This window comes from Paenibacillus dakarensis, from assembly GCF_001373415.1.
GTDB lineage: Bacteria > Bacillota > Bacilli > Paenibacillales > Paenibacillaceae > Paenibacillus_AQ > Paenibacillus_AQ dakarensis.
Genome location: NZ_CDSE01000010.1, coordinates 137,549 through 161,640, shown reverse-complemented (window position 1 = coordinate 161,640; position 24,092 = coordinate 137,549). Strand labels below are relative to the sequence as shown.

Genomic DNA, 24,092 nt, shown 5'->3' with positions numbered 1-24,092 from the left:
AGAATTAGAACGCCCAATTTATCTAGGCCAAGTGTCACAAATCTTTTGGTCTCATATCATAAATTATCTCAAAACGAAAAGGAGAAATAAGATGAACCAACAAAACTTTAATGTTAACGAATATCAACAAAGGGAACCACAGCCTTATCAACATCACGGACATGAGCATCATCACCCCCATATGATGCACCCACATAGCTTCCAAATGGGCCACCATATGATCCATCATCACCATCACCATCACCACCACTACCATCATCATTACCAAATGAGAAGAGAAGAAGATTAGTATTAAACCTTCATAAGAAATACAAAAGACGAGAAAATATACGCGCTTCGGTCGTATGATGCTTTCATACACCCGTGCGTAGAATTCTCGTCTTTTCTTAAAACATTTTATTTCAATTTCATCACTAAAAGAAATTACAAATCCCGAATATACCATGCGTCACATGCGAAATGCTCGGAACCTGCAAGCGGTGATTCCAACAGGCGAAAACCGTGTTTTTTATAAAATTTATTAGCTGCCGCCATATTATGCAGTGTCTCCAGGTAACAAACCTTATAATGCAGTTTCGCAAACTGGAGTGCGGTCTCAAGCAACTCTTTTGCTACTCCTGTACCTCTAGCTTCTTCTATTAAATACATCTTCTGCAGTTCGCAAATCTTTTCCTCAGGAGAACCAAACTGCGCGATTCCGCAACCACCAAGCATCTTGCCGTTTGCATCGAACGCAACCCAATAAGCGCGGCCTTCCTGGTTATAATAATCGAACAGATGGCATAAACTTTCATCTTCCCATGCTAACCCTGCACGGTTTCCTCCAAAATCAATCAAACATTGGCGGATAATCGTTTCTATGTCACTGTTATCTTCAGCTTGAATTGTTCTTATGTACATTCTAGCAGCTCCATTTCAAATACATGATTGTCCAGTTCGCTACATGCCTAACTCCTTATGGCTGAGCAATGAATCCATTGATAGCAGCGACTAATCCATGAATATCATCGATCAGCGGGGAGTGACCTGCGTCTAATTCAACATACTGGACTGCCTTCCCATGACTAGCAAAGTCTTCGATCGTTTCCTCTATCATAGACTTTGTGGTAATCAAATCTTTAGTACCCCAAATAACGAGAACAGAACTTTGAATACGTCCCATTTCCCCTGTTCCTTCAGTGAGACCATTAGAAACAGAACTTATGTTGAATCGGTTAGCCGCATCGGCAGCATCAATCATGTTCCGTTGCATTAGACAAGCCTTGATGTACTTCGCACGGGTTTCAGTATCTGACTGACGATTATTCAACATGAGATACGCCATCGCCTGTTCAAAAAAGTCGCGATCCTGATTCTGATTTGCCTGAATGACCATAGCTAGCCCAGGGTCTTTAGCTATCTGTTCCTTCGTCCGCAGACGATCGCCTTCTGTATTCACCGCTGCATATCCTCTGGATGATATGGGGGCTAACAGAATCAGCTTGCTTACACGAGCCGGATAATCGGCCGCAAACTGCATAGCGACTCCTCCCCCATTCGACCACCCCATGACTATGAGTTGATCTAAACCAAGCTGTTCCACAAAATCATATAAATCTTTAGAAAAATCCTTCATATCATTCACTGGACTCTTGTAACTGGACTCGCCATATCCCCGTAAATCTACAGCGATTAAACGCTGCTTGATATCGGGATATTCTAACAAAGGGTCCCATAGTTCCGAAGAAGCCATATTGCCGTGTAATAACAACAGACAAGGTTCTGTTCCAGCTCTCTCCCTGTAGGTCAGCGTTTCTCCACTTGGCAGCACGGCTGATTTTATAACAATCGTCATCACATCATTCCTCCTTGGGAGCATCAAAGTGTGCAATATTTTATCGTACTTTTGATGAAATATAGCCCATGCTTCCTCACCTTCGTGGGCAGATTCATCGGTGTAATGACCTTTCTTCTCGATTCTAACACAATTTAGCACCTTCTTAGCCAGCTCATTCATAACTCCAACTTACATTAAAGCGGACCTCGGCGTACATACGATAATCTTTATTGTTTCGGTTGTCTCCGTCTTGTTACAACTTCCGGCGTTACTCAAGATAACTCATCTTGGATCATCGATGCAAAAACGCCCCATGCCTCAAGCTCATAAATGATCTCTTCCGGATTAAAATCATCGGTCACATATCCGCCGGAATGACTGACTGCGATGCCTGAGACATAATCGGTATCTGCAAACACAAAATCAAATCCGCTGAATAAGCAAAGCTCGTGCACCCCAGAAACAAGATCGTTCAATTCCATCACGAAAACTGGACTCTCGATATGATTAAACCACAGGTGTGCGGGTGAATTCACCGCTAGTGGCCTGATTAAAGACAAGCGGCTCAGCACCTTTTCCCGAAATCCGAATTCTTGATACAGCCTACGGTGCGAAAATTCCCGAATTTCTTCTTCCGTCGGTCGATAAGAATGAACGCTCAGGATTCTGCTGTTTCTTTTCAACTGCTTCAGCACTTCGTCACATTCCCTGCCCACTAGTATCTCTGATAAATCCAGCTTCCCTGACAATTCCTTTGCCGCGTTCTTCGCAAATATCTTTTGACGGTTTACCGCCAGCTTTTCTGCCAACCGGTCCCGCTTGCGGTGTATGTCATCCACGATGTATGCCTCATTCCTGTTTATTTCTCAGTTTCCTTAACCACCGTGCAAAGCTCTCTGCCTGGAGCAGCAGCATAATGCCGATGATTATTCGGATCAGCTGTTCCGCGAGTGTGGAAACATGGCCCATCTCATTGAATGTGACTCCTTGCCCCCGGATATTGACATAATTGATCAGGAGGCTGATCAGTCTGGTGGAGGACAATATCAGGAGTATAAGGCCAACAACCGATAGGATAAATCCCTCCATCTCACTGGAACGGTATCCACTCTCTCCTTCCGCTTCAACCTCTGACAAGCTCCCCGGCACGAGACGCTTTGAAATGGAGTCGGCAAATACCCACAGAATAATGCCGGCTATTATCATGATGGATGCAGGCAGGCCGATCATAAGCAGGACGTCCCCATATGAAATATTGGATTTGATCTGCAAATAGGTCGGCAAGGCAAACTCAAGCAGGTTAATCAAATGATTTAATCCCAATATGAACAAATAGACAGATACCAATCTGACAGCCAAAAAAGCAATTCCCCGCAGCTTCATGCGAATCCCCTCCGCTGTATTTTCTTGTTCTTTCCGGCAATGATTGATCGTCCACCGCACAAGATCAAGATGTTAGGCGAAACATAGACGGTCTTGACTTATATTTTCATACACTCACCTTATTATCAAACAGTCTTATGCAAAAGAGCCGCTTATTTATGTGCAGGCTGTTATTATTATCCGCCGACCTTTACAGGCATGCCGCTTTCGGCCGACCGCCAAGCGGCCCAGGTCACTTCCATCGTTCGGACAGCATCCTCATAGGAAGACAAAATCCCTGAACGATCCCCGGTGCGTACCGCATGAATAAAAGCTTCGTTCTCCCGCTCATAGGGGCTTCCTGCATTGCGGAACTCCGTCATCTTGCCCCTGTCGCCAATGATCAGTCTATCGGCCCGGATATCCACCGTTCCCTGCTCCGTGTAAATACACAGCCCTACCTGCCCGGCTTCCGGCAGGATACATGTGTTGGAGACGGTCGCCACGGCGCCGCTCTTGAGCTTCATCGTCACGGTTCCCACATCATGAACCGTAACTCCTTCGTGCATCTCTTTCATCGCCCGGTGCGCATATGCGGCATATACCTCATCGACCTCACCCAACAAACGGCGGAGCAGGTCCACCATATGCGTCGTTTGCTCGATGAACTGTCCGCCTGAGCCTTCCTGCTTCCGCCACCAGCTCACCTGAGGCATATCACCCATCCAGCAGCCGAGTGCCATGCCGATCTTTCGCCCCTGCAGCATTTCAGCGGCTCTGACAGCCGCATCACTATAACGGAAATGATAGCCCACCGACGTAATCAAACCGGACTGCTGTACCCCGTTCAATATTTTCCGTGGGATTTCCATTTCTGCTCCCAGAGGCTTCTCGACCAGAAAAGGAATACCGCGCTCAATCAGCAGATTCTCCATCTCCCCATGCGCATAGGGCGGAACGCATATATATACCGCATCCGGCTTCACCTCATCAAGCATCTGCTCAAAATTGGCATACGCCTTGGCTGATGAATATTCTTGAGCCGCCCTCTCCGCCTTCTCGAGGCTGGTTCCGACAAACGCCTTGATGGAAACCCCACCCATTTTATTCAATATATTTGCGTGTACCTTGCTGAACCAGCCAGTACCTGCAATCGCAATGTTTAATGTCATGGAACCTCAACCTCCTAGTTGAAAGATAACTTTAATAGGTCCTTGAATATAAAACTGGGTAACACTTATTTAAGATCATATCACTATTATATAATCTTGTTTAACGATTTATGGTAATTTGGCAAGACAAAATAGGAGAGGATGTGAATGTGTTACATAAGGAATAAACTTTATGTGACCGAAATACTGTTGAGGATAGTTATTCGCTCCGCTTTCCACTGTTCTTATTAATTTCAGGTTATCCTACTAAACTAAAAAAGCCCCGCGGGGGCTTTTTTAGTTTAGTAGAGGGCGAAGATTCCATATAATATTATAGTTACGTCTGCCAGGCACATGCGGATGTTAGTCTTCAATTGCGGCTTTACGGGAATTAATGCTACGAATCCTTTCGGGGTCGAATTTCGGTTTTCTATCATATGAATAAAGCCCGTTGACTTCCTGTTCAATATCATATAACTGGGTATAGCAAAACCCGAACATTAACGGATGTTCAAGCAGTACATTCGTTAAACCTTCATAACGCTCCAGGAAAGCTTCCTCCGACACTGGCCTGTCGCCGTAACCCCAAGATTTTTCATCCTTCTGATCCGGATTCCACCAGATGCCGCCATATTCGCTTATGAAATAAGGCTGCCCCTCGTATTTTTGTCGATCAGGAAATGTGTTGTAGACCTCGCCCCCTTCTTTTAGCGGCTCATATTTCGCTCTGAACGTTTCGGGGTTCTGATCATAATCATGAATGTCAAATATATCCGTCACGACATGAAAATTCCCGCTGGTGTCAATAACAGGTCGCGTTGGATCCATTCGTTTAGTTACATCGTATACGATTCGCAGCACATCGTCATCTTGCCTTGTACCATTATGATCCCATGTTTCATTAAAAGGGCACCAGCCGATAAGCGCAGGATGATTGAAATCCCGTTCAACGCCTTCCATCCATTCAGGCAAAAACCGGGACAGACCTTCCGCTTTCGTTATATCCAGCCCCCAGTTGCCATGTTCTCCCCAAACAAGATAGCCCATATGATCTGCCCAGTATAAAAAGCGCGGTTCAAATATCTTCTCATGCAGTCTCGCACCGTTGAAGCCAAGACCCATTGAGATTTCGATATCTTTACGGAGATCCTCGTCACTTGGTGCAGTATAGATGCCGTCCGGATAAAAGCCTTGATCCAATACCAATCGTTGGAAGACCGATTTTCCATTAATCCGGAAAGCCATTCCGTCCAGCTGAATGGTCCGTAAGCCAAAATAAGATTTAACATGATCCTGTGTCTCGCCATGGTTACACAGGGACAACTCAAGATCATACAGTTTGGCATTCCCCACCTCCCAACGGTGGATTTCGGTTAACGGGACGGTCAATTTCACCGAAGAGCTCGAGACAATAGCACTGGTATCGCCCACCTGTTTCCCCTCAAAAATCGCGGTAGCTTTAACGATTGCTCCTGTTGCATTTCCGTCTATTCTCACATCCAAATGCACGCAAGCATTATCAGGGTCGGCCACTAGTTTCATCTTCGACAAATATGCCTTAGGTACTTGTTCAAGCCATACCGTCTGCCAAATACCTGTCGTTCGTGTGTAGTCACAGCCACTTGAGTGGTATCTACCGCTTTGTTTTCCACGTGGCTGACGTCCCGAACGGACATCGTCTTCCACATACACGGTGACCACATTTACGCCCGAAGATACATGGGGAGTGATATCAAAGCTAAACGGGGTGTATCCTCCTCGATGTGAACCCACAAATGCCCCGTTAACCCATACCTCTGTTTCATAATCGACTGCACCAAAATGAAGTAAAGCCCGGCCGCTCAGCCAAGTCTCAGGCAAAAAAAATTCTCGTCTGTACCATACCGCAGGCATAAAGTCTTTATGCTCTACTCCTGATAGTCTGCTTTCCGGACAGAATGGAACGGTTATCATACCTGCAAGCTCATGACTAGAATTCGAATAACCTCTGTCTTTGCCGCTTTTCCCAAAATCGATTTCAAATTGCCAATTTCCGTTTAGGTTAATCCAATCGGGTCGGATCCATTGAGGTCGCGGATATTCAGGGCGTGGAATAGCAGTGGATTTTATCATATTAAATCTCCTTTTCCCTTATTTTTTAAGTTATATTACTCGTTTTTTCCTATGCCTATGGATACTACTTTTTAGTTATTGTAAATTAACTTCGGAGGGATAAAATAGCTCCCACTCTCAAGCGTATTATCCATGCTCGCTGCCTTTCTTTCTATGAATGTGTGTTTACAAGTTGTATTCGGCACTTTCTGTGGAAAACCTTCATGGTACCCGGCCTCTTGCGGGAACGATATTCGGAAGCGGCGTTGGCTATCATTTTAGCTGGCATTTCTGCAACTTGGTCTGGGTTAGTCAGTATTTGTGGCGGATTAGGTGTGCTGGCGGGATTATAGTATGCACACGGGTATCAACGCCTAAGTCAGTCCACATAAAATAAAAGCTGCCCCATCGCTGAAAAGTCAACGAATGAGGCAGCTTTACTAATGCATTACAGCATCAATCTTCCATCTTGCGTCTGTTTACTGTTCTCCCAAGTCTTTCCCAGGTTAAGTCCTTCTTTATAATCAATTCACTTCACTGTAATCATTACCGGTTCAGAATACATCCGCCAGGTATTGTCCAATATAGCCGGATCACCGTCCACAGGTATACTAAACGGTTTATAGTCTTGATACAACTGCAGCGTGACGATTCCAGGTTTAAGTGCTTTCAAGCCCTTGTTTCCAGGATCCAGCGGTGCAACAACCCCGTCCGGACCGATAACACGAATCTCCCCTGCAAACGGAGCCGGCTTACCCGCTCTAAAATGAACCGACGCTTTCAAATCCTTCAAGGTCAATGTTTGACCTACTTTAAGCGTATAAGAATTCTTCGCACCGGATATACTCACAGCCACTTGATCCATCCAATGCGCATAATCCGTAATGATCCCGGTAATTCCCATACTTATAGCATCTTGCATTCCCTGCTTACTGTTAACCGTCCACGCAATCACCGGGAGTCCACGATGTTTGGCATAGCTGATAAACTCAGGAGTAAGCATGGAATAATTCGCAAAATAAAATGTTCCGAGCTGAATATGATCCGTGACCACCTTCTCAGCATCCTGAAGGGCCTCCTCTGGAGAAGGCTTCCCGCCATCCAGTGTAAAACCTCTGCCGATTTCTGGATTCTCCTGCTTCACGCGCTCCAGGACATCCTGACTGAAACTCGTTACATACACATCAGACTCCATATGATATTTCTCTACCAGATCAATGACTTTATCCTCATAGCCGAACCCCTTCATCTCAAGTGCTAAGACCACATTTTTCCCCTTGGCAAAGGTAAGCACTTCTTTCAGTGTTGGGATCTTTGCATCCGGATACTTGTCATATTCTTTTTGCCAGTCCGGATTATTCGTTTTATTAGCCGTCAGACTCTTTAATTGCTCTAAAGTAAGCTCGCTCACCTTGCCTTTTCCGTTGGTCGTTCTATCGACGGTATAATCATGAATCAGAACAAGCTCTCCGTCCTTGGACTCCAGAATATCCAGCTCGATCACTTCAGCCCCCTTCTCAACCGCAAGCTCAAAGGCAGGCATAGTGTTTTCAGGTGCCAAAGCACTCATACCACGGTGAGCTACTATAATAGGATGCTGTGTAATACTGTCTGTCGCGTCGAACTTCGCAAAGGCAGAAGTTATCACCGATGTATCCGAACTTTCGATACCCGAAACCCCCATCGAGATCAACCGATGAGCTTCAGCCTCCGTTGTGACCCCATAACCCCAAACGGATACCGAACGGATAAACAGGCTTCTTACATGTTCTTTCGTCAAAGCTTCTTGATCTATGAGAGCAATCAATCCCGTGCTTCGGCGCACCGTACGAACAATTTCTTGAATATCCTTTTTATTAAGCTTGGAATCCTCAAACCGTACAGCACCCCGATATTCATCGTTCAATCCTCTGATCTGCTTAACAAGGTCCGGATTAGTTGAAACAATGAGCACATCTGTTATTCCACGGGCACTTAATAACTGATGAAGCGGCTGAACCATTCGGCTCTCGTTAATTTCAATGACAGGAAGCATGGTTCCTTGAATACGGTCAAGTGCCTCTGACAGCAGCACACCGCGATTGTCTGCATACAACTTACCTCCGGATAAACGAGCCTTCATTAGAAAAGACGGAATATTTCCAGGAAGCTCATCAGGCATACCGCTGGAAGCATCGATAACAGTTGGAGCGGCGGCCATAGCACTTTCCGGCTCGTTGACCAGAAGAACATCGTCCTTCAGATCAGATACAGGAATCAAGTCTTCCCTGCCGTTTGGACCGAACAGCAAAATCCCTGGTGTAGGACGGGGCTGATCCACAAAATCAGCAGCGCTATTCTTGGTATCCGTGGATTTGAGCCTCTCCAGTGAATGGCCACTGTTCACACCGCGATGTGCTTCCATCCCCATAAACATGCCCGATTTGTATATGATGGCATCTATCAGCTTTTTGTTCCGATCCAACAGCAAGACCTCGTCTCCGGTGTTGGCAAGCTGCATTGTCCCGCAGCCCCAGGTGCAATTCGGGACCATTTTGGCGACGCTTGGATCGGATTGCTCAAGTTCAAACCTCGGCTTTTTCCCGTACAGATCCTCTACTCCCTTGGCATTGCGCGCAATTACGAAGACCTCATACGGCTGTATAACCGTTCCTTCTGGAAAATTGAACATACCTTCCGGCGAGGCCTGACCTTCTGATTCTTCATCTCCCAAGTAATAACCGCTGATATCGACAGGCTTATCGGATATATTCGTGATCTCTACGAACTCGCCCAATACCTCGTCAAATAATGGATCATAGATGACTTCCGTGATCAACAGGCTGTTACTGATAGGAATCGGTATGGGCCTATCCCCAAGTGAAGGCGGTCCTGCAGCAAAATCGACCGGAAGATTACCGGTCCTGCCAATCCGATGAATTGCATTTCCGTCTCCCGGAGCCGTCGCCGAGACTGCCTTATAAGCAACCTCCCGGTATGTCCGGTCTATGATATAAGGTACAAAATCAACGATATTAGTTTGGGGGTCCATCAGAAGAATTTCATCCCCGCCATTCGCCAATTGGATAATCCCAGTCGACCAATCTGTCGGCAGTAAATCCGGAATATCAGGATCGTCCACAGTGCGGATCACACCAATCCACGGCATTTCGAAATCAGGCACTGTGCCGTAAATCTGCTTGAAGCGGATACCTGACTGGGCCAAAACCATTTCTTGTCCGGGGTTCATGACTGTCCCGGGTGGAAAAGCTGCCATCCCCTCACCCTTGGATTGATTAATCCCATCACCAATCATAAATCCGCTAATATCCACCTGCTTATCTGCATAGTTCTTGATCACAATGTACTCTGCCCCGTCATCGGTTCCAGGTACATCATACATATACTGGGATATAAGCACTTCGGGACTTTCCGGCTCAATCGGCGGCTCTTCCTCAAGACCATATTTAGCCCAGCGATTCAGGTTGATTTTAATCATACGGTCCATAATATAAGTCGTTGTATACCGATATTTCGTTGCGCCGGATTCCAATTGAACGTACAGTTCACCGCCAACATCAACGATTCCCTCAGACATCGGCACGATGTTGAGTCGGGAGTTATGTTGTTTCTCTGCCTGGGCATCCAGGAACCATACCGGCACTTCTCGGCCATTGATGTTTGCCGCGGAATGTGCGCTCTCTTGCAGTTGATTGTTGTACCAATAAAGCAAACTGTCATTGCCTCTGCCCCACGAAGTGCTCAAGATAACGCCATCTTCCCTAACCACAGCTCCCTGAACCTTACCCGGTATGGATAACACCATATCCGGTGTCGCCGGTGTCGCTGAGCCCGTACTCCAATCTTCGGAAGAAATACTGCCTGTCGTCTGATCAAGCGTATATCCCGCCATCCAAGCATAATAGGTTTCACCGGTTCTATTGGTCATATGATGGCTCGGATCCGTCGGATAGCTGGTCTTCTCGTAAAACTCACCAACCCACAGCACGCCATCTGCATAATAGTTGAACGATGCTTGAACAGGAACGGGTACAGTATCGATAAATTGAATTTCATCGTTATCCTCAGCATCTATCAGGTCCATCAGCTTAATCTGATACAAATATTCCTCGGAAGCAATCCACACATAACCAGGGCTTACGGCAACGCCGCCAGCATGCCCGGTATACGGGGTTCCATCCTCATTCATCAGAATGACCGACTTCAGAAGCTCACCGCTCGCTTCATTCAGTACAGACAAGGTCCCCGGTCTTCCATCATCCATATAATTAACAGCTAAAATCCAGTTCTTCTCCGGATAATAGCCTAGTCCTTGCGGTACCAGATCCTGCTTCAATCCTGGTATGACAGGCCCATCCTCGCTAATGTCCCACAATGTTTGATACTTGCTGTTATACGGATTCTGAGTACGCTCTGTTTGCGTAACTTTTTGGTGTGAAGGTTTAACCGTTACCTGCTCCGACTCCGACTTCGGTGATTCCTGACCGGAGCGGTCTACGCCCGTAACCTCAAAATTGTAGGCTACATTGCCGGTCAGACCGTACACTTCAAACATCGTTTGATCTGCAGGAACAGAAAACTCCAAGCTGTCGTCTTTGTAAATGTTGTACCTTTCCATATCCGGTTCGCTGTTCGGATTCCAGGTTAGCTTGACTGTTCCGTCACCTTTCTCGGCTTGTAATCCGGTTGGCTGAACAGGCACTTGTTCATCCTTTTCTCTGGGAGGTTCTTGACCCTCAATGATCCACCCGGGTGTCGGCCGCTGTTTGACCGCCATCGGCTTCATATTCTTGCTGCCTTCCTCAGGATAAGAGAAAATAATCGATTTACCTTCAGCAACTTCTGCGCCCGTGTACTGTGCACGGACTACCTCATTCCCGGAAGAATCCTGCAAGATAACGACTTGTGTTCCACTGTTAACCAGCCCGCCGACATTAGCGATTATTCCCGTACGCTCTTGCGGTATATATTTGCTCGCATACGATGTGAAATAATAGCTGTTGAAGGCTTCCCAAGTCAGCGGCTCAATCTCCGCTCGCCGTGTCCAGAATACAGCACTTTCCCTCGCTCTGATGATGAAGGGGCTGTCAATGACCTTTTCCCATTTATCCGACAATATCCGGTAACCTTTCAGATCAACCCCCGCATCACCTGTATTGAAAACCTCTATAAACTCAAAGGCATCATAACTGGCGTAGTTGGATGTATCCGGTACAAGCTCCGTAATGAGCAGATTCGGAGCTTCTGCAGGGGACGCACCGGCTGGTTCTGCGGGATCTGTTACATCGGGAGTATAATCTTCTTGTAGAGACTGTGTACCACCTTCCGAATAGGATTCATCGCCTTCCCTTTCATCGGCGTTCAAGTTCACTGCTGCTTGTGCGGATTCGTAAGGCGTTAGAAACGTCATGTTCCCAAATAACATAGCGAACGACAAGATATACATGACACCTTTCTTCTTCCACTGACTCTTCATAATCTACCTCCCATTTTTAATTGTAAACGCTTACAGAAATTTGTGGATTATGGCAGCATTTTGTGCCATATCCTATGTTAATGGAGCGTTTTAAACATGGTATTTACTCTTTATCCCTCCAGTTCATTCGAACCTGCCTAATGCCTTCAACCTGCCATAATCTCTCAAATAACGTGTCGATTCCTTTGCTGTTAAAGGAATATACCTTAAACTCCATCGTTATTTTCGATGAATCCTCCTCCGCTCCATCATCGTTTACAATCATTTGCTCTACCGACATATTGGATTTCTGCAGCAGTGAAGTAATCGTACTCACTTGAACAGGCTGGTCAGCCGCTTCAATTGTAATAAGCAGGCTACCGGATTTTTTTATGAACAAGAATTTAGACTCCAGTCTGTTCAGTATCAAGGTGCTGCATAAGACAATAACTGTCGTTATTACAGCAGGCCAATAAAAGCCCGAACCCACGCTGAGACCGATTGCTGCGGCAACCCATAGCGTTGCTGCTGTTGTAAGACCAGAGATAATATGGTTAGAACGCCTTAATATAGCGCCTGCTCCCAGGAATCCGATACCGCTTACCACCTGGGCAGCCAATCTTGCCGGATCAAATCGGGCATTGGGGTGATTGATCAGAGAATTATCAAAACCGTAAATCGAAGTTAGCATGATTAAAGTAGACCCCACCGCTACAAGCAAATGCGTTTTTAAACCCGCCTGCTTATTTCTACGCTCGCGTTCCCAACCGATCAGACCACCAAGGAGTGCCGCCAACAAGAGGCGCATCAACATAGTTTCCGTATCCAGCTGTATATTGTACAACATATCCCTCACCCATCTTTCAAATATTATGTGAAGGCAGGCTGTTATAACATATTCTCATCCTGCCAGCGCCAAAGCTCCTTGCTCGATGTTGATATTCCAATAACTCCGCTTTTCAGCGCTGTATCAAAATCCTCCAGATCAATCATTAATCCGCCTGCGATCACCGGAACATTAACCTCCGTACGGATTCTTTCCATTATCCGCTTACATACCATACCTGGCAGAACTTCAATCGCATCAGGGTCAGATGCCTTGATCATCCTGATTCCGTTATCCAGCGACACCGAGTCAAACACGAACAATCGCTGAACGGTAAGCAGTCCTAGCTTTTTCGCCTCGACAATAGCCGTATTTTTCGTTGTGACAATACCGTCGATTCCTACTTTCTCAGCTAAGTAAGCCACACCGGTTTTATCTTTTCCTATGCCCTCGATGAGATCGAAATGGACAAAGGACAACTTGCCTGCCTCCCGGATCTGTTCAACAATGGATTCAATAACAAAAATGTCCGTTTTTAAAATAAATACGATATTTGAATCCGTCTCAAGAACAGACGGCAATTCATCCACATTCATCAGTGAGGTAATGATCGGTTTTCGTTTCAAACAATAAGCAATTCGCTGTGCACCATCCACGTTATTTTTTACATTGCTTCTCAAATGTGCTCACCTCATTGTTGCAACAACTTCTCCATATCTCCCGTTGTAACAACATATTTTGTGTAAATATATTAATTTTTCATGTTCTGCAGCCTACTGTTTCGGTAAATGTCATATACTGAATTCAACACATAGGAAGGTTTTACCTGCATAGCTGATAAATCTTCCCGCTGCGTTACCCCCGTTAGTACTAGTGCCGTACTCATGCCCGCATTGTTTCCCATCAGAATATCAGTCTCCAGCCGATCTCCCGACATAAGGCAGTCCTTCGCATCCACCTGCAAAATATCCAGTGCAGCCAGTGCGGTTAATACGGATGGCTTGCCCATAACAAGATTTATCTGCATACCCGTTGTTCCTTCAATAGCTCCAATCATCCCGCCACAATCCGGCACATCACCGCCTGGCATTGGACAAGTCCGATCCGGATGGGTGGCTACAACAGTCGCGCCATTTTTAATGGCCTGGTAGGCAAAGTCTAAGTGATTGTAATGAAAATCCCGGTCCCATGAAACGACGACCACATCGGTTTCTTCAGGGCACGTTGCAAACTCGATTCCGTTTTCGCGGAACTCATTCTTTAATATTTCTTCTCCAATGACGTACACTTTCTCGCCCGCATGATTCTTCTGCAAGTAATGAATGGTAACGAGCGCTGGATTCAGTATATTGTCCAAGCCAATCTTAATTCCGAATCCATTCAGTTTTTTTAAATAATTTTCTCTCGACTCAATCGTCTTGTTAGTTAAAAATAATAGCTTCTTATCCTGTGATTGCAGGTATTGAATTGTTTCTACCGCACCTTCGATCGCTTGATTGCCAAGATAAATCGTTCCATCCAAATCGAATATATACCCAGAAAAATGGTCCATACTCTTTCTCCTCTGCATGTAAATTCCGCTATAATGTGACGGTTGTCAGCTCTTGCCCCACAGTAATCTTGCGGTGAATCTCCTCAGGAAGCTGCCCGAGAACCTCCATATAGGGTTCGTTATCGGTCATGTGTACGAGTGTCACACGCTCCACTGCTGACCAGTTATAAAAGCCGGCAAGCTCTTTGAGACTGGTATGGAATTCTAGCTTCTTGTGTGCCGTTGTTGCCTCATGAATCAGAAGGTCAATGTTCGAAATCTTTTTAATTTCAGGGTTTACCATGGTATCTGAGGAATAGACCATTACTTTACCTTCATGGACCATCTTTACGCCAACCGTAGGCACACTATGTCTGCTTGGAAACACGGACATCGTCCAGTCCTTCCCCTCCGCGATCACAGAGGGCTTCTCCCATGTATATGTCATAACACGGACTTCAAAACGGATAGCCCACTGTGTAACCTTCAAGTGATCCAGCCATTGCTCCAGCCATTCCCGCCCTTCTTCATCACAATAGATATCAAGCGGCTCGGTGCGTTGATCAAGCCACATTCCCCACAGTAAGGAAGGAAGCCCATAGATATGGTCGATATGAAGATGGGTAAATACAACTCTTTTGACCTGATGTGACGAGATTTGCAATTGCTTCAGTTTTCCTAACGGATTGCCTCCGACGTCCACCATGGTACAGTCAGTATCATTTTGTAAGAGCAGATACGTATTATCACGTCCTGCTCCGGAGGCTGCGCTGGCTGTTCCCATCAATGTAATATCCATTTCTGTTTCTCCCTATTTAAGACCTGAGTGCATAAAGCTTTCTACAAACTGGCGCTGGAATACAAAGAATGCTGTAAGCAGCGGCAGGATAACAAGCACCGTTGCAGCTGTAACCGTCCCCCACTGGGCACCTGTTTCAAATGACTGTGCAAAGATAGCTATCCCTACTGTGAGCGGACGCGATTCCACCGTATTGGTGACGATTAGCGGCCACATAAAATTGCTCCAGTGCGTACTGATAGAAATAAGACCAAATGCGATATATGTCGGCTTTGCTGAAGGCAGATAAACATACCACAGCGTTTGGTACCAGCGGCACCCATCCACTCTTGTCGCTTCATCAAGCTCAAGCGGGATTTGTTTAAACGTCTGACGAAGCAGGAATACTCCGAAAGAGGACGCCCAGTAAGGCAGCATGATCGCAAGCTTCGTGTCAATCAGATTCAGTTCCTTCATAATCGAATAGTTTGGAAAGATCAGAATGTCCGGCGGAATCATGATTTGAACGAGAAAAATGATAAAAATAAAACTTTGCCCGATAAAGTTTAACCGCGCAAACGCATAAGCAGCGAGCGTTACGGTCAGCATCTGTACGGCTAAGATCCCGAGAACGATGACTAATGTATTCCAGTAATACTGAAGAAAGGGAATCGTATCCCAGGCCGAAATGTAGTTTATGAATGTTGGATTCTTGATGAAGAACGGATTCGCACGCGTAATGACTTCCGACGACGGCGTGAATGAAGTAATAACGGCCCATACCAATGGAACGAGGAAAATAATCGCCAGGATGATAACTAACAGACGGTTAATGACGCGGTACATGGTTCAAATTCTCCTCTCCTAGTAATGGATGCGCTTATCCAGATAAGCATAATTGAATATTGAGATTGAAAGCAGAATGACGAGCAGGATAACCGTAAGTACAGAAGCCGCCCCCATATCCCAGAAACTGAACGCTGTTTCATAAATGTAAAACAGAAGCAGATTACTTGCGTTGTCCGGTCCACCCTTAGTCATAATGTACAGGTGATCAACCAGTTTGAATGAATTCGTTGTGGCAATGACAAGGCAAAATAGCGTTGTTGGCATGATTAAAGGAAATGTGATTTTGCGGAAAACCTGAAATGGACGGGCTCCTTCCAGCTTTGCAGCCTCGTAAACTTCACTAGGCAGATTTTGCAGCCCCGCAAGATAGAAGATCATGAAAAACCCGGCTTCCTTCCATATAATCATCCCAATCATGGCATACATTACCCAGCCGGGTTCCCCAAGCCAATTCGCCCCATTAATGCCGAAGAAAGAAAGGAATTTATCCAACAAACCGTAATCAGGTGTGTATATAAACAGCCAGATGTTAGCAATTGCGATCATCGGAATAATGGTCGGATAGAAAAAGGCTGCTCTCAATATCCCGTTGCCTTTCATCTTGTTGTTCACCCAGATCGCCAAGTATATCGCCAAAAAGATACTGATCGGAACGGTCCCAAGCACGAGGATCAGGTTGTTCTTGATTACCTTCAGAAACACCTCATCCTGCATCACTCTGGAATACTGGTCGAATCCGACAAAAGTCTGACTGCCGAATGTGGAGTTAAAAAAACTCAAGTAAATCGATTTGAAGGTCGGATAAAACGTAAACATTACGAGAAATATCAAGGAAGGAAACAGTAAAGCGTAGGCAAAAGCATTTTCCCTCCAGTTGATTGTTCGCCTAGTGCGTTTATGTACCGCTGGTTGTGCCAATTCATTCAATCCCCCGTTCCCACCTAAGAGAGTTTAAAATAATGCAGGCTGTGAATTCGATGATTACGCTTTCATTAATGGTTCGATTCACAGCGCTGCTTAACCCCGCATCCTTATTAACCGCTATAATTCATTATTTTTGGAATTGTTTTAGAATCCCGTCAGCTTGCTGCTGCGACTTTTCTAAAGCTTCCTTTGCTGTCATGTTACCAAGCAGAGCCGCTTGAATGTTATCATTGAAGATCTTGGTCACTTGACCGTTTTGATATGTAGATAATTCACTGTCCGCGTATTCCAGCTGGTCTCTGGCAATCGCCGCCGCAGGAAATTCGCTCACATATTTCTTAAGCAGATCTGTTTCATAAGAAGATTTCGTAGTCCCCACATAACCGGTATCAATTGACCACTGCGCTACCCGCTCCGGTTTAGTCAGGAACTCAATGAACTTCACAGCAGCTTCTTTGTTGGCGTCAGGAATATCTTTGAATACATACAGGTTACCGCCACCCGTTGGAGATCCAAACTGCTTGTTGGCAGGCAGGAATGCTACACCGAAGTCAAATGCCGCCTCGTTCTTAACCTTGGTAAGATTTCCTGTTGTATGGAACATCATTGCCGTCTTTCCACTGATAAAATCTGAAGGAACTGTCGCCCATTCGATCGTACCTTTAGGCATAACCATATCCTTTTGTCCAAGATCCATGTAGAACTGCAGCGCTTCTTCTACATGGGGTTGGTTGAACATCACTTTCGTTCCATCGTTAGACATGATGTTCCCGCCTGACTGCAGTGATAGAGCCTGCAGCATCCAGTACTGATAACCTGTACTTGGAATCTCAATTCCCCACTGGGAGCCATCTGCCTTTGTCAGCTTCTTAGCATACTCACGGAGCTCATTCCAGTTCGCTGGTGCTTTCTCCGGATCAAGACCTGCTTCCTTAAATTTATCCTTGTTATAGTACATCACGATGGTACTTCTCTGAAATGGAACGCTCCACACCGTATCACCGGATTTTGTATTCCCCAGAAATGCTTCATAGAAATCTTCAAAGTATTCCTTTGAGAAGCGCGGAGTTAAGTCTTCAATCGCATTCATGGAGAGCAGAGTGTACAAATCCGTTGATAAAAGAACCGCGATGTCCGGCGAGTTTTTCCCTTGTACGGCTGTGGCTACTTTTGTCATCGTATCTTGATAGCTTCCGCCATAGATTGGCGTAATGTCAATATTCTCATTTTCCTTCTCAAAATCACTGGCCAACTGATCTATCAACTTCGTGATCGGTCCGCCTACCGCTACCGGGAAATAGAATTGGAGTTCTACTTTACCGTCTTTCCCAGTTCCTCCATTCTTTCCACCTGACGCTCCTTTGGAATCCCCCCCACCGCTACAAGCTGAAAGCACTAATGCAAATACGATGAATAAAAACCCGAATTTTTTCACCTAAATCCCCCTTTTTCATCGTCCGGGCACAAAAAAATGAGAAGTACTCTGCACAAAAACAGCTTTCACAACAAAGAAAGCGTTTTAGTTATGCAAAGGGCTTCTCATCATCTCTACCCAGCTCTAAAACTATACTGTTATACTACAGTCTGTTCACAAGTTTGACAAGATTAATTTTAAATTATCCCTCCTATCTCATAATTATCATTGACATTTCCTAATTGTGTAAATTAAAGGTTAAATAAATTATATTTTTATAGAAAGTTATGCAAAAAACCCGGACTTCTTAGCTCAGTCTGATTATCCTTTACAGACTTTCCTGCTACATTTAAATCGACACGGATATCCTCATTGGTGTTCCATGCTATCTTCACTTGTTCCTGAAGCATTAACCACTGCCTATCCAGCTCATGACCATCCCATTCCAACAGCTCCGTCATAATAGACACGACTTCACCCACGATCCGTTCAGCCCTCTGCCGGTCAAACAGCAGCCATCCGGTTCTTCTTAGGAGAAAATCTACAGCATTTAATGTCATTTCGTGATCTATGGAATACTTAATTTCGGCATACAGCAGACCATCCTCCATCATTTCATCCCGCTTTGATTCATCTATATATCTAAAGATCTCCAGCGTATTCGCCCCGTAACGGGACATCAAATCAAAGGTCTCATCTATGTTGATGCCAAAGGATCTCCCTTGTTTCACCATGGCTTTTTTCAGGTCGTGATATGTTCCGCCGTTCATCAGTCCCCCACTGATCGGTTTTCGGTCTGTTGTACACGGCGGGAAAATGGTGCCCTCTTCATCCTGAAGCTGTTTGGATACAAGATTGACGACTTTTTCTCCCATTTTGCGGAATCCAGTCAGCTTTCCTCCAGCAATTGTTATCAGGCCGGAATGTGAGACAAACAACTCATCCTTACGTGAAATTTCTGAAGGGCCTTTTCCTTCTTCCCTTACGAGCGGACGAAGACCGGACCAAGCAGTCTCTATATCTGTCAGGCACAACTGAACATCCGGGAAGGCATGATTAACGGCATCGAGCAGATATTTGCGATCAGCCTCGGTTATACCGGGATTTTGGATATCTCCTTCATACACCGTGTCGGTCGTGCCGATATACGTTTTCTTTCCGCGCGGTATAACAAAAATCATCCTGCCGCCAGGCACGTCAAAATAGGCGGCTTGCTTAACAGGCACCTTATTATAATCCACCACCAAGTGAACACCCTTGGTCAGGAGTAGTCTTTTTCCTTTTAGAGAGTTGTCTTGTGTTCGAATTTCATCCACCCAAGGGCCTGCCGCATTCACGATTTTTTTAGCGTAAATGGAATATATATCTCCACTAAGCAGATCTTCCGCTTTAACGCCCACAACTCTTCCGCCCCGATAAATAAATGCCGTTGCCTTTGTATAATTCGTCATCATTGCTCCGCTCGCACGAGCGCTCTTCAAGACTTCAATTGTTAGCCTCGCGTCATCCGTCCGATATTCATAATAGTAGCCGGCACCTTTTAAGCCATCCTGCTTAAAGAGCGGTTCAAGAATTACTGCATCATCGCGGCCGTACATTTTTCTGCGCTCGCTACCTTTGACTCCTGCCAGCCAATCATATATAAGCAGCCCGATGGAGCTGGTCCAGTATCCGTATGTTCCATTTTTATAAATAGGCAGCAGCATCGGAATTGGATCCACGAGATGAGGTGCACTTTTATGCAGAAGAGCGCGTTCTGACCCTACTTCACGGACTAACTTTATTTCGCCCTGTTTTAAATATCTAAGCCCGCCGTGTATCAGTTTCGTGGACCTGCTGCTCGTTCCGGATGCGAAGTCATTCATCTCCACAAGGCCTGTAACCATACCCCTGGAGCTTGCATCCCATGCGATCCCTGCCCCCGTAATGCCTCCTCCGATGATCAGCAAATCCAGTTTAACTTCCGACATATCTTTCAAATACGCTGCTCGTTCCCTTGACGAGAGCTTGGTATCCATAGTCTAACCTCCCTAATCCACATCCGGTCTATAAGAGGGTATAGAAAGAACCCTTCCGCCATGAATACATACTGAAAGACAGTATATACTCAGCAAAAGGGTTCTCCGTTATCTCCGCCCGTTTATGCAATCGATATAATAAATTCCATTATATGCCTACCCGCGCCATAAGTCTATAGTAACTAAATGAGTCAGCTATCAATTTCACACAACTTTCAAAATACGGTTAGAACACCATTCTTAAGCCTGAAATAGAATAACTTGCTCTCTACCCTTTCGTCCCTCCCTGAAGGCCGAAGCCTTTGGACATAAACTGCTGAGAAAGAATGTACATGATAATAGCCGGGATCGCATAGAGTACGGAAAATGCCGCCAAGCTGCCATAGTCTACCATGCCGTATTGGCCGAAAAATTGATACAGCTTAACAGACGCCGGAAATTTTTCGGGTGACTGCAGCAAAATATACGGGACGAAAAAATTGCCCCAGCTTCCGGAGAAAGTAAAAATTGCAACCGTACAAATGCCAGGCACCATTAAAGGCGCAACCACTTTCCGGATTCCGGTGAAGACAGACGCTCCGTCAACCCATGCTGCTTCTTCCAGATCCTGCGGTACCGAATCCATAAAATTTTTCAGCATCCATATGCCATAGGGCATCGACGAGGCAACATAAAATAAAATAACGCCAAAAATATTATCATAGAGCTTTAATCCGAGAAACAGCTGATATACAGGCACCATGACAGCGGTGATCGGCAATGAGGTCATGAACAAAATCGTCAGCATGAACGGCTTCTTATATTTCATCTGGTATCGAGATAACGGGTATGCCGCCAGCAATGCAAGAAGCACTACAATTACGGCTTGGCCAAGCGACATAACCAGGCCGATCAGAAAAGCACGCTGATTTTCGCTGCTGGTGATCACCTCCACATAGTTAGCGCCGGTTATACGGCTGGGGAGCTTAAGGGACTGCATCGCATTGGCGTCAACCGAGGCAACGAGAACCCAAAGCAGCGGCAGCATGAAACAGATTCCGATCAAAGTAAGAATCGTATAAGGCATGACTCGATACATTACTTTACGTTGTTTGGCATTCATCCGAATTCTCCTCAATTTTTTGGTAGTCCAAGCTTAGGAAGTATTCCGCTCAAGACCCTACTCTTTCATTGACCGGATATAGAGCAGGCTGAGTACAATGCCAATGAGCAGCAGTAACAATGAAATGGCAGTTCCATATCCAAGCTGATAATTAACAAAAGCCTGATTGTACATAAAGATTGGCAATGTCGTTGTCGATGTTCCCGGCCCGCCGCCGGTCATCGCATAGATCAGCCCGAATACCCCCAGGGTCTGCAAGGTAACCAGCATCATATTTGTTGTAATGGTGCCCTTGATATAAGGAACAATAATACTCGTGAAAATCTTCCATTTTGACGCCCCATCTACAACAGCAGCTTCCTCAATTTCATTCGGTACATCGTCCAGTGCCGCCTGGAACACAAGCATGGAAAAGGCGGTTCCGTGCCAAATGTTTGCCAGGATGATGGTCAGCATGGGAACGGTAAACAGCCAGGTAACTTCCGAAAATCCGAAAAAGGAAATGATGGTATTAAGTGTCCCCTCATCCCCGAAAAAACTGTATAAGCATAAGGCACATACGATTTCCGGGGTTACCCAGCCGGCTAACACGATCGTGCCGATCACACGTCTGAATGTTTTATTTCTTTGCTTCATTAATAAGGCGATAAGAAATCCCAGCACCTGCTGCCCAATAACAGCCGAACCGATCAAAAAGATTAAGGTGTTCCATATACTCACTCGGACCGAGGGATCTTCAAACATACGCACATAGTTGTCTAAGCCGATGAATTTAAGGTCTTTGGCTGCTTCTCCCGTTAAAGCGAGATTTGTGAAAGAATAAAAGAAGGTTAACAATATCGGATAAATGAAAAATACCAGCATAATCGCAATCGAAGGAAGTAAGAAATAGAGCCATGTATACGTCGTTCTCTTCTTTTTGAAATCATTAACCGTCAGACTGCTCATGTTCTGTGCTCCTTCCGCCACTGAAGATCTGAAAAAAACCGCTTGCCCAAGCAGTCCTGTTAAGGAGCAGCTTGAGCAAGCTTTTTCCGTTATTTTTCCATGACATGATCCCCGCCGACAATTCTGCTTACATCCTGGGCATATTTGTTCATTGCATCCGCTGGAGAGGTGCCCGTGGCGACAGATTCAACCATCGTTTGTATTTGCGTTGATACCTCAGGGTATTTCTCCTGTGCGGGTCTGAACTCTGCATTTTTCAAGTATTCCGTTGCAATTTCGTTAAACGGCATCTTAGTATATTCCGGATCCTTGGCAACATCCGCACGAACCGTTATATTGCCTGAAGCCATCACCAGCTTCTGTGTATTTTCCTTATTGAGGGCATATTTGATAAAATCCCAGGCCTCTTCCTTATGCTTCGAATTGCTTGGGATGGATAAAGCCCAGCCTCCGGCCAGTGTAATTGATCCAGGTGCCTGACCTTTACTTGTCGGCATCGGTGCGAAACCGAGCACATCCTTATATTCCGGCCATGGTGCGGCGCCTCCCGTAAAATAATTACCTGTAATCCATGAGCCATCCAACGAAATAGCTAGTTTACCTTGTGGTAAATATTCGCGGGTTGCTGTATTTCCTGCCTGGCCGTTCAATACCTTGGACAAAGGTGGTCCAAGCTTCTCTTTGTTAACCGTTTCAATAAAAGTAAGTGCGTCAACGATTCCCTGACTTTTAATAATCCATTTCCCGCTTGCATCGTCATAAAGTCTTTCACCTGTTCCATATAGGAGCATTTCATAGGTCTGCATCGATGTTGCTTCTCCAGTCGCCTTGCCCATGTTCATCCATATCGGAACCACATCAGGTGCCTTTTCCTTAATGGTTCTTGCCGCACTCAGGACGTCCTCCCAAGTTTTCGGCTGCCAGTCTTCCGGAAGCCCTGCCTGTTTGAATATCTCCTTGTTATACCAAAGTCCTCTGGAATCCGTGTTATAGGGAACCCCATACACTTTCCCGTCACTTGCAGTCACGCCCTTCTTCATTGCTTCAATAAAAGAACCGTTGGACCAATCTTCCCAGCCCTTCAGCTTATCATCCAGCGGTTCCAGAAATCCTGCACTCGCATCTGAATTCAATATGAAGGTATCCTCCGTAACGATATCCGGTGCTGTATCTTTAGATTTCAGCGCTAACGCAACTTTGGCAAAATAATCGCCTTCAGACGCCTGGATCGGTGCTGGCTTAATTTCAACACTTTTATCAGGATAGCTTGCCGCTAATTCCATGATCCACTTATATAACGCTCCATTCTCTCCTATTCCGTCATCTCTAAAGGTAATGCTGATCGTTGTTTTGGGAGCCTCTGCAGCCTTCCCGTTCCCTGGATCACTCGATTTTGAATCAGCGGGTTTATTCGTATTGCTGGTACATCCAAACAGCAGCGAAGTACACAAGACAATCGTTGTAAAGAGCCACCATTTTCGGTTACGTAACATCATACTTTCCCCCTCCTTTTAAGTCGCTGTATACTACCCTCAAAGTGTAGATGTATGCGCTTACCGTCTGTACTTAAACATACTTCTTTTATTAGTCGTTTATTCGAACTTTGTAATTTTTATCCCGGCATTTTGCTGCTCACTACAGAAAACTTTGGCACAACAAAAAACGCAGCCTTAATGGCTGCGCTTGGTTATACGAATGGGTTCTGAGGGGTTCGAACCCTCGACCTGATGATTAAGAGTCAACTGCTCTACCAACTGAGCTAAGAACCCGCAGATCCTATACCTTCTTAAATCAAGGTAACTAATAACTTATTAGTAGGTACTTTAT

Annotated in this window: 19 protein-coding genes and 1 tRNA gene; 1 reads left to right on the top strand and 19 read right to left on the bottom strand. The window is 45.5% G+C overall.

Going from position 1 to position 24,092, the window contains the following annotated elements; translation table 11 throughout:
• Positions 1 to 91 precede the first annotated feature (91 nt).
• Positions 92 to 289 (top strand): hypothetical protein, encoded by a 198-nt coding sequence (locus BN1234_RS22430; RefSeq protein ID WP_082423082.1) that lies wholly within the window; start codon positions 92 to 94, stop codon positions 287 to 289.
• Positions 290 to 423: 134 nt separating this feature from the next.
• On the opposite strand, the gene BN1234_RS03175 is transcribed toward BN1234_RS22430, so the two are convergent.
• The 19 genes from BN1234_RS03175 to BN1234_RS03085 form a co-directional block, all read right to left on the bottom strand.
• Positions 424 to 900 carry a GNAT family N-acetyltransferase gene (locus BN1234_RS03175; RefSeq protein ID WP_054955208.1) on the bottom strand — a complete coding sequence of 159 codons (477 nt, stop codon included), beginning with the start codon at positions 898 to 900 and terminating at the stop codon, positions 424 to 426.
• A gap of 55 nt (positions 901 to 955) precedes the next feature.
• A complete protein-coding gene (phaZ, locus tag BN1234_RS03170) occupies positions 956 to 1,834 on the bottom strand; it encodes an intracellular short-chain-length polyhydroxyalkanoate depolymerase (protein WP_054955244.1) in 879 nt (292 codons plus the stop codon).
• A 254-nt stretch (positions 1,835 to 2,088) separates the two neighbouring features.
• Entirely contained in the window at positions 2,089 to 2,655 is a 567-nt protein-coding gene (locus tag BN1234_RS03165) for a hypothetical protein (protein WP_054955207.1), read from the bottom strand.
• A gap of 10 nt (positions 2,656 to 2,665) precedes the next feature.
• Positions 2,666 to 3,199, bottom strand: coding sequence for a hypothetical protein (locus BN1234_RS03160; protein WP_054955206.1), 534 nt, complete (start codon positions 3,197 to 3,199; stop codon positions 2,666 to 2,668).
• A 176-nt stretch (positions 3,200 to 3,375) separates the two neighbouring features.
• Positions 3,376 to 4,350: a Gfo/Idh/MocA family protein gene (locus BN1234_RS03155; protein WP_054955205.1), complete on the bottom strand. Its 975-nt coding sequence runs from the start codon at positions 4,348 to 4,350 to the stop codon at positions 3,376 to 3,378.
• A 342-nt stretch (positions 4,351 to 4,692) separates the two neighbouring features.
• A complete protein-coding gene (locus BN1234_RS03150) occupies positions 4,693 to 6,441 on the bottom strand; it encodes a glycoside hydrolase family 2 protein (RefSeq protein WP_054955204.1) in 1,749 nt (582 codons plus the stop codon).
• A 508-nt stretch (positions 6,442 to 6,949) separates the two neighbouring features.
• A complete protein-coding gene (locus tag BN1234_RS03145; RefSeq protein WP_054955203.1) occupies positions 6,950 to 11,896 on the bottom strand; it encodes a glycerophosphodiester phosphodiesterase family protein in 4,947 nt (1,648 codons plus the stop codon).
• A gap of 103 nt (positions 11,897 to 11,999) precedes the next feature.
• Positions 12,000 to 12,722, bottom strand: a complete 723-nt coding sequence (locus BN1234_RS03140) for an MgtC/SapB family protein (protein ID WP_054955202.1) — start codon at positions 12,720 to 12,722, stop codon at positions 12,000 to 12,002.
• 41 nt (positions 12,723 to 12,763) lie between these two features.
• The gene (locus BN1234_RS03135) at positions 12,764 to 13,381 is read right to left on the bottom strand and encodes a glycerol-3-phosphate responsive antiterminator (protein WP_054955201.1); all 618 of its coding nucleotides are present in this window, start codon (positions 13,379 to 13,381) and stop codon (positions 12,764 to 12,766) included.
• 71 nt (positions 13,382 to 13,452) lie between these two features.
• Positions 13,453 to 14,253 (bottom strand): HAD-IIA family hydrolase, encoded by an 801-nt coding sequence (locus BN1234_RS03130; RefSeq protein ID WP_054955200.1) that lies wholly within the window; start codon positions 14,251 to 14,253, stop codon positions 13,453 to 13,455.
• Between the two features lie 28 nt (positions 14,254 to 14,281).
• Complete coding sequence (locus BN1234_RS03125) at positions 14,282 to 15,031, bottom strand: MBL fold metallo-hydrolase (RefSeq protein ID WP_054955199.1); 750 nt, start codon at positions 15,029 to 15,031, stop codon at positions 14,282 to 14,284.
• Between the two features lie 12 nt (positions 15,032 to 15,043).
• Complete coding sequence (locus BN1234_RS03120) at positions 15,044 to 15,856, bottom strand: carbohydrate ABC transporter permease (protein ID WP_054955198.1); 813 nt, start codon at positions 15,854 to 15,856, stop codon at positions 15,044 to 15,046.
• A gap of 18 nt (positions 15,857 to 15,874) precedes the next feature.
• Positions 15,875 to 16,777, bottom strand: a complete 903-nt coding sequence (locus tag BN1234_RS03115) for a carbohydrate ABC transporter permease (protein ID WP_054955243.1) — start codon at positions 16,775 to 16,777, stop codon at positions 15,875 to 15,877.
• A 133-nt stretch (positions 16,778 to 16,910) separates the two neighbouring features.
• A complete protein-coding gene (locus BN1234_RS03110; protein ID WP_054955197.1) occupies positions 16,911 to 18,218 on the bottom strand; it encodes an ABC transporter substrate-binding protein in 1,308 nt (435 codons plus the stop codon).
• Between the two features lie 254 nt (positions 18,219 to 18,472).
• Positions 18,473 to 20,215 (bottom strand): glycerol-3-phosphate dehydrogenase/oxidase, encoded by a 1,743-nt coding sequence (locus BN1234_RS03105; protein ID WP_082423081.1) that lies wholly within the window; start codon positions 20,213 to 20,215, stop codon positions 18,473 to 18,475.
• 268 nt (positions 20,216 to 20,483) lie between these two features.
• Positions 20,484 to 21,317 carry a carbohydrate ABC transporter permease gene (locus tag BN1234_RS03100; RefSeq protein ID WP_054955196.1) on the bottom strand — a complete coding sequence of 278 codons (834 nt, stop codon included), beginning with the start codon at positions 21,315 to 21,317 and terminating at the stop codon, positions 20,484 to 20,486.
• 57 nt (positions 21,318 to 21,374) lie between these two features.
• The gene (locus tag BN1234_RS03095) at positions 21,375 to 22,265 is read right to left on the bottom strand and encodes a carbohydrate ABC transporter permease (protein WP_054955195.1); all 891 of its coding nucleotides are present in this window, start codon (positions 22,263 to 22,265) and stop codon (positions 21,375 to 21,377) included.
• A gap of 89 nt (positions 22,266 to 22,354) precedes the next feature.
• On the bottom strand, positions 22,355 to 23,761 hold the full coding sequence (locus BN1234_RS03090; RefSeq protein WP_054955194.1) for an ABC transporter substrate-binding protein: 1,407 nt from the start codon (positions 23,759 to 23,761) through the stop codon (positions 22,355 to 22,357).
• Between the two features lie 200 nt (positions 23,762 to 23,961).
• A tRNA-Lys gene (locus BN1234_RS03085) sits at positions 23,962 to 24,034 on the bottom strand.
• Between the last annotated feature and the right edge of the window lie 58 nt (positions 24,035 to 24,092).

Bases quoted from the DNA above. Each gene is read 5' to 3' on its own strand.
- BN1234_RS03175 (WP_054955208.1), bottom strand. From the start codon at position 900: ATGTACATAAGAACAATTCAAGCTGAAGATAACAGTGACATAGAAACG.
- BN1234_RS03095 (WP_054955195.1), bottom strand. From the start codon at position 22,265: ATGAGCAGTCTGACGGTTAATGATTTCAAAAAGAAGAGAACGACGTAT.
- BN1234_RS03140 (WP_054955202.1), bottom strand. From the start codon at position 12,722: ATGTTGTACAATATACAGCTGGATACGGAAACTATGTTGATGCGCCTC.
- BN1234_RS03125 (WP_054955199.1), bottom strand. From the start codon at position 15,031: ATGGATATTACATTGATGGGAACAGCCAGCGCAGCCTCCGGAGCAGGA.
- BN1234_RS03120 (WP_054955198.1), bottom strand. From the start codon at position 15,856: ATGTACCGCGTCATTAACCGTCTGTTAGTTATCATCCTGGCGATTATT.
- BN1234_RS03160 (WP_054955206.1), bottom strand. From the start codon at position 3,199: ATGAAGCTGCGGGGAATTGCTTTTTTGGCTGTCAGATTGGTATCTGTC.
- BN1234_RS03150 (WP_054955204.1), bottom strand. From the start codon at position 6,441: ATGATAAAATCCACTGCTATTCCACGCCCTGAATATCCGCGACCTCAA.
- BN1234_RS03145 (WP_054955203.1), bottom strand. From the start codon at position 11,896: ATGAAGAGTCAGTGGAAGAAGAAAGGTGTCATGTATATCTTGTCGTTC.
- BN1234_RS22430 (WP_082423082.1), top strand. From the start codon at position 92: ATGAACCAACAAAACTTTAATGTTAACGAATATCAACAAAGGGAACCA.
- BN1234_RS03090 (WP_054955194.1), bottom strand. From the start codon at position 23,761: ATGATGTTACGTAACCGAAAATGGTGGCTCTTTACAACGATTGTCTTG.
- BN1234_RS03155 (WP_054955205.1), bottom strand. From the start codon at position 4,350: ATGACATTAAACATTGCGATTGCAGGTACTGGCTGGTTCAGCAAGGTA.
- BN1234_RS03100 (WP_054955196.1), bottom strand. From the start codon at position 21,317: ATGAATGCCAAACAACGTAAAGTAATGTATCGAGTCATGCCTTATACG.
- BN1234_RS03130 (WP_054955200.1), bottom strand. From the start codon at position 14,253: ATGGACCATTTTTCTGGGTATATATTCGATTTGGATGGAACGATTTAT.
- BN1234_RS03105 (WP_082423081.1), bottom strand. From the start codon at position 20,215: ATGGATACCAAGCTCTCGTCAAGGGAACGAGCAGCGTATTTGAAAGAT.
- phaZ (WP_054955244.1), bottom strand. From the start codon at position 1,834: ATGACGATTGTTATAAAATCAGCCGTGCTGCCAAGTGGAGAAACGCTG.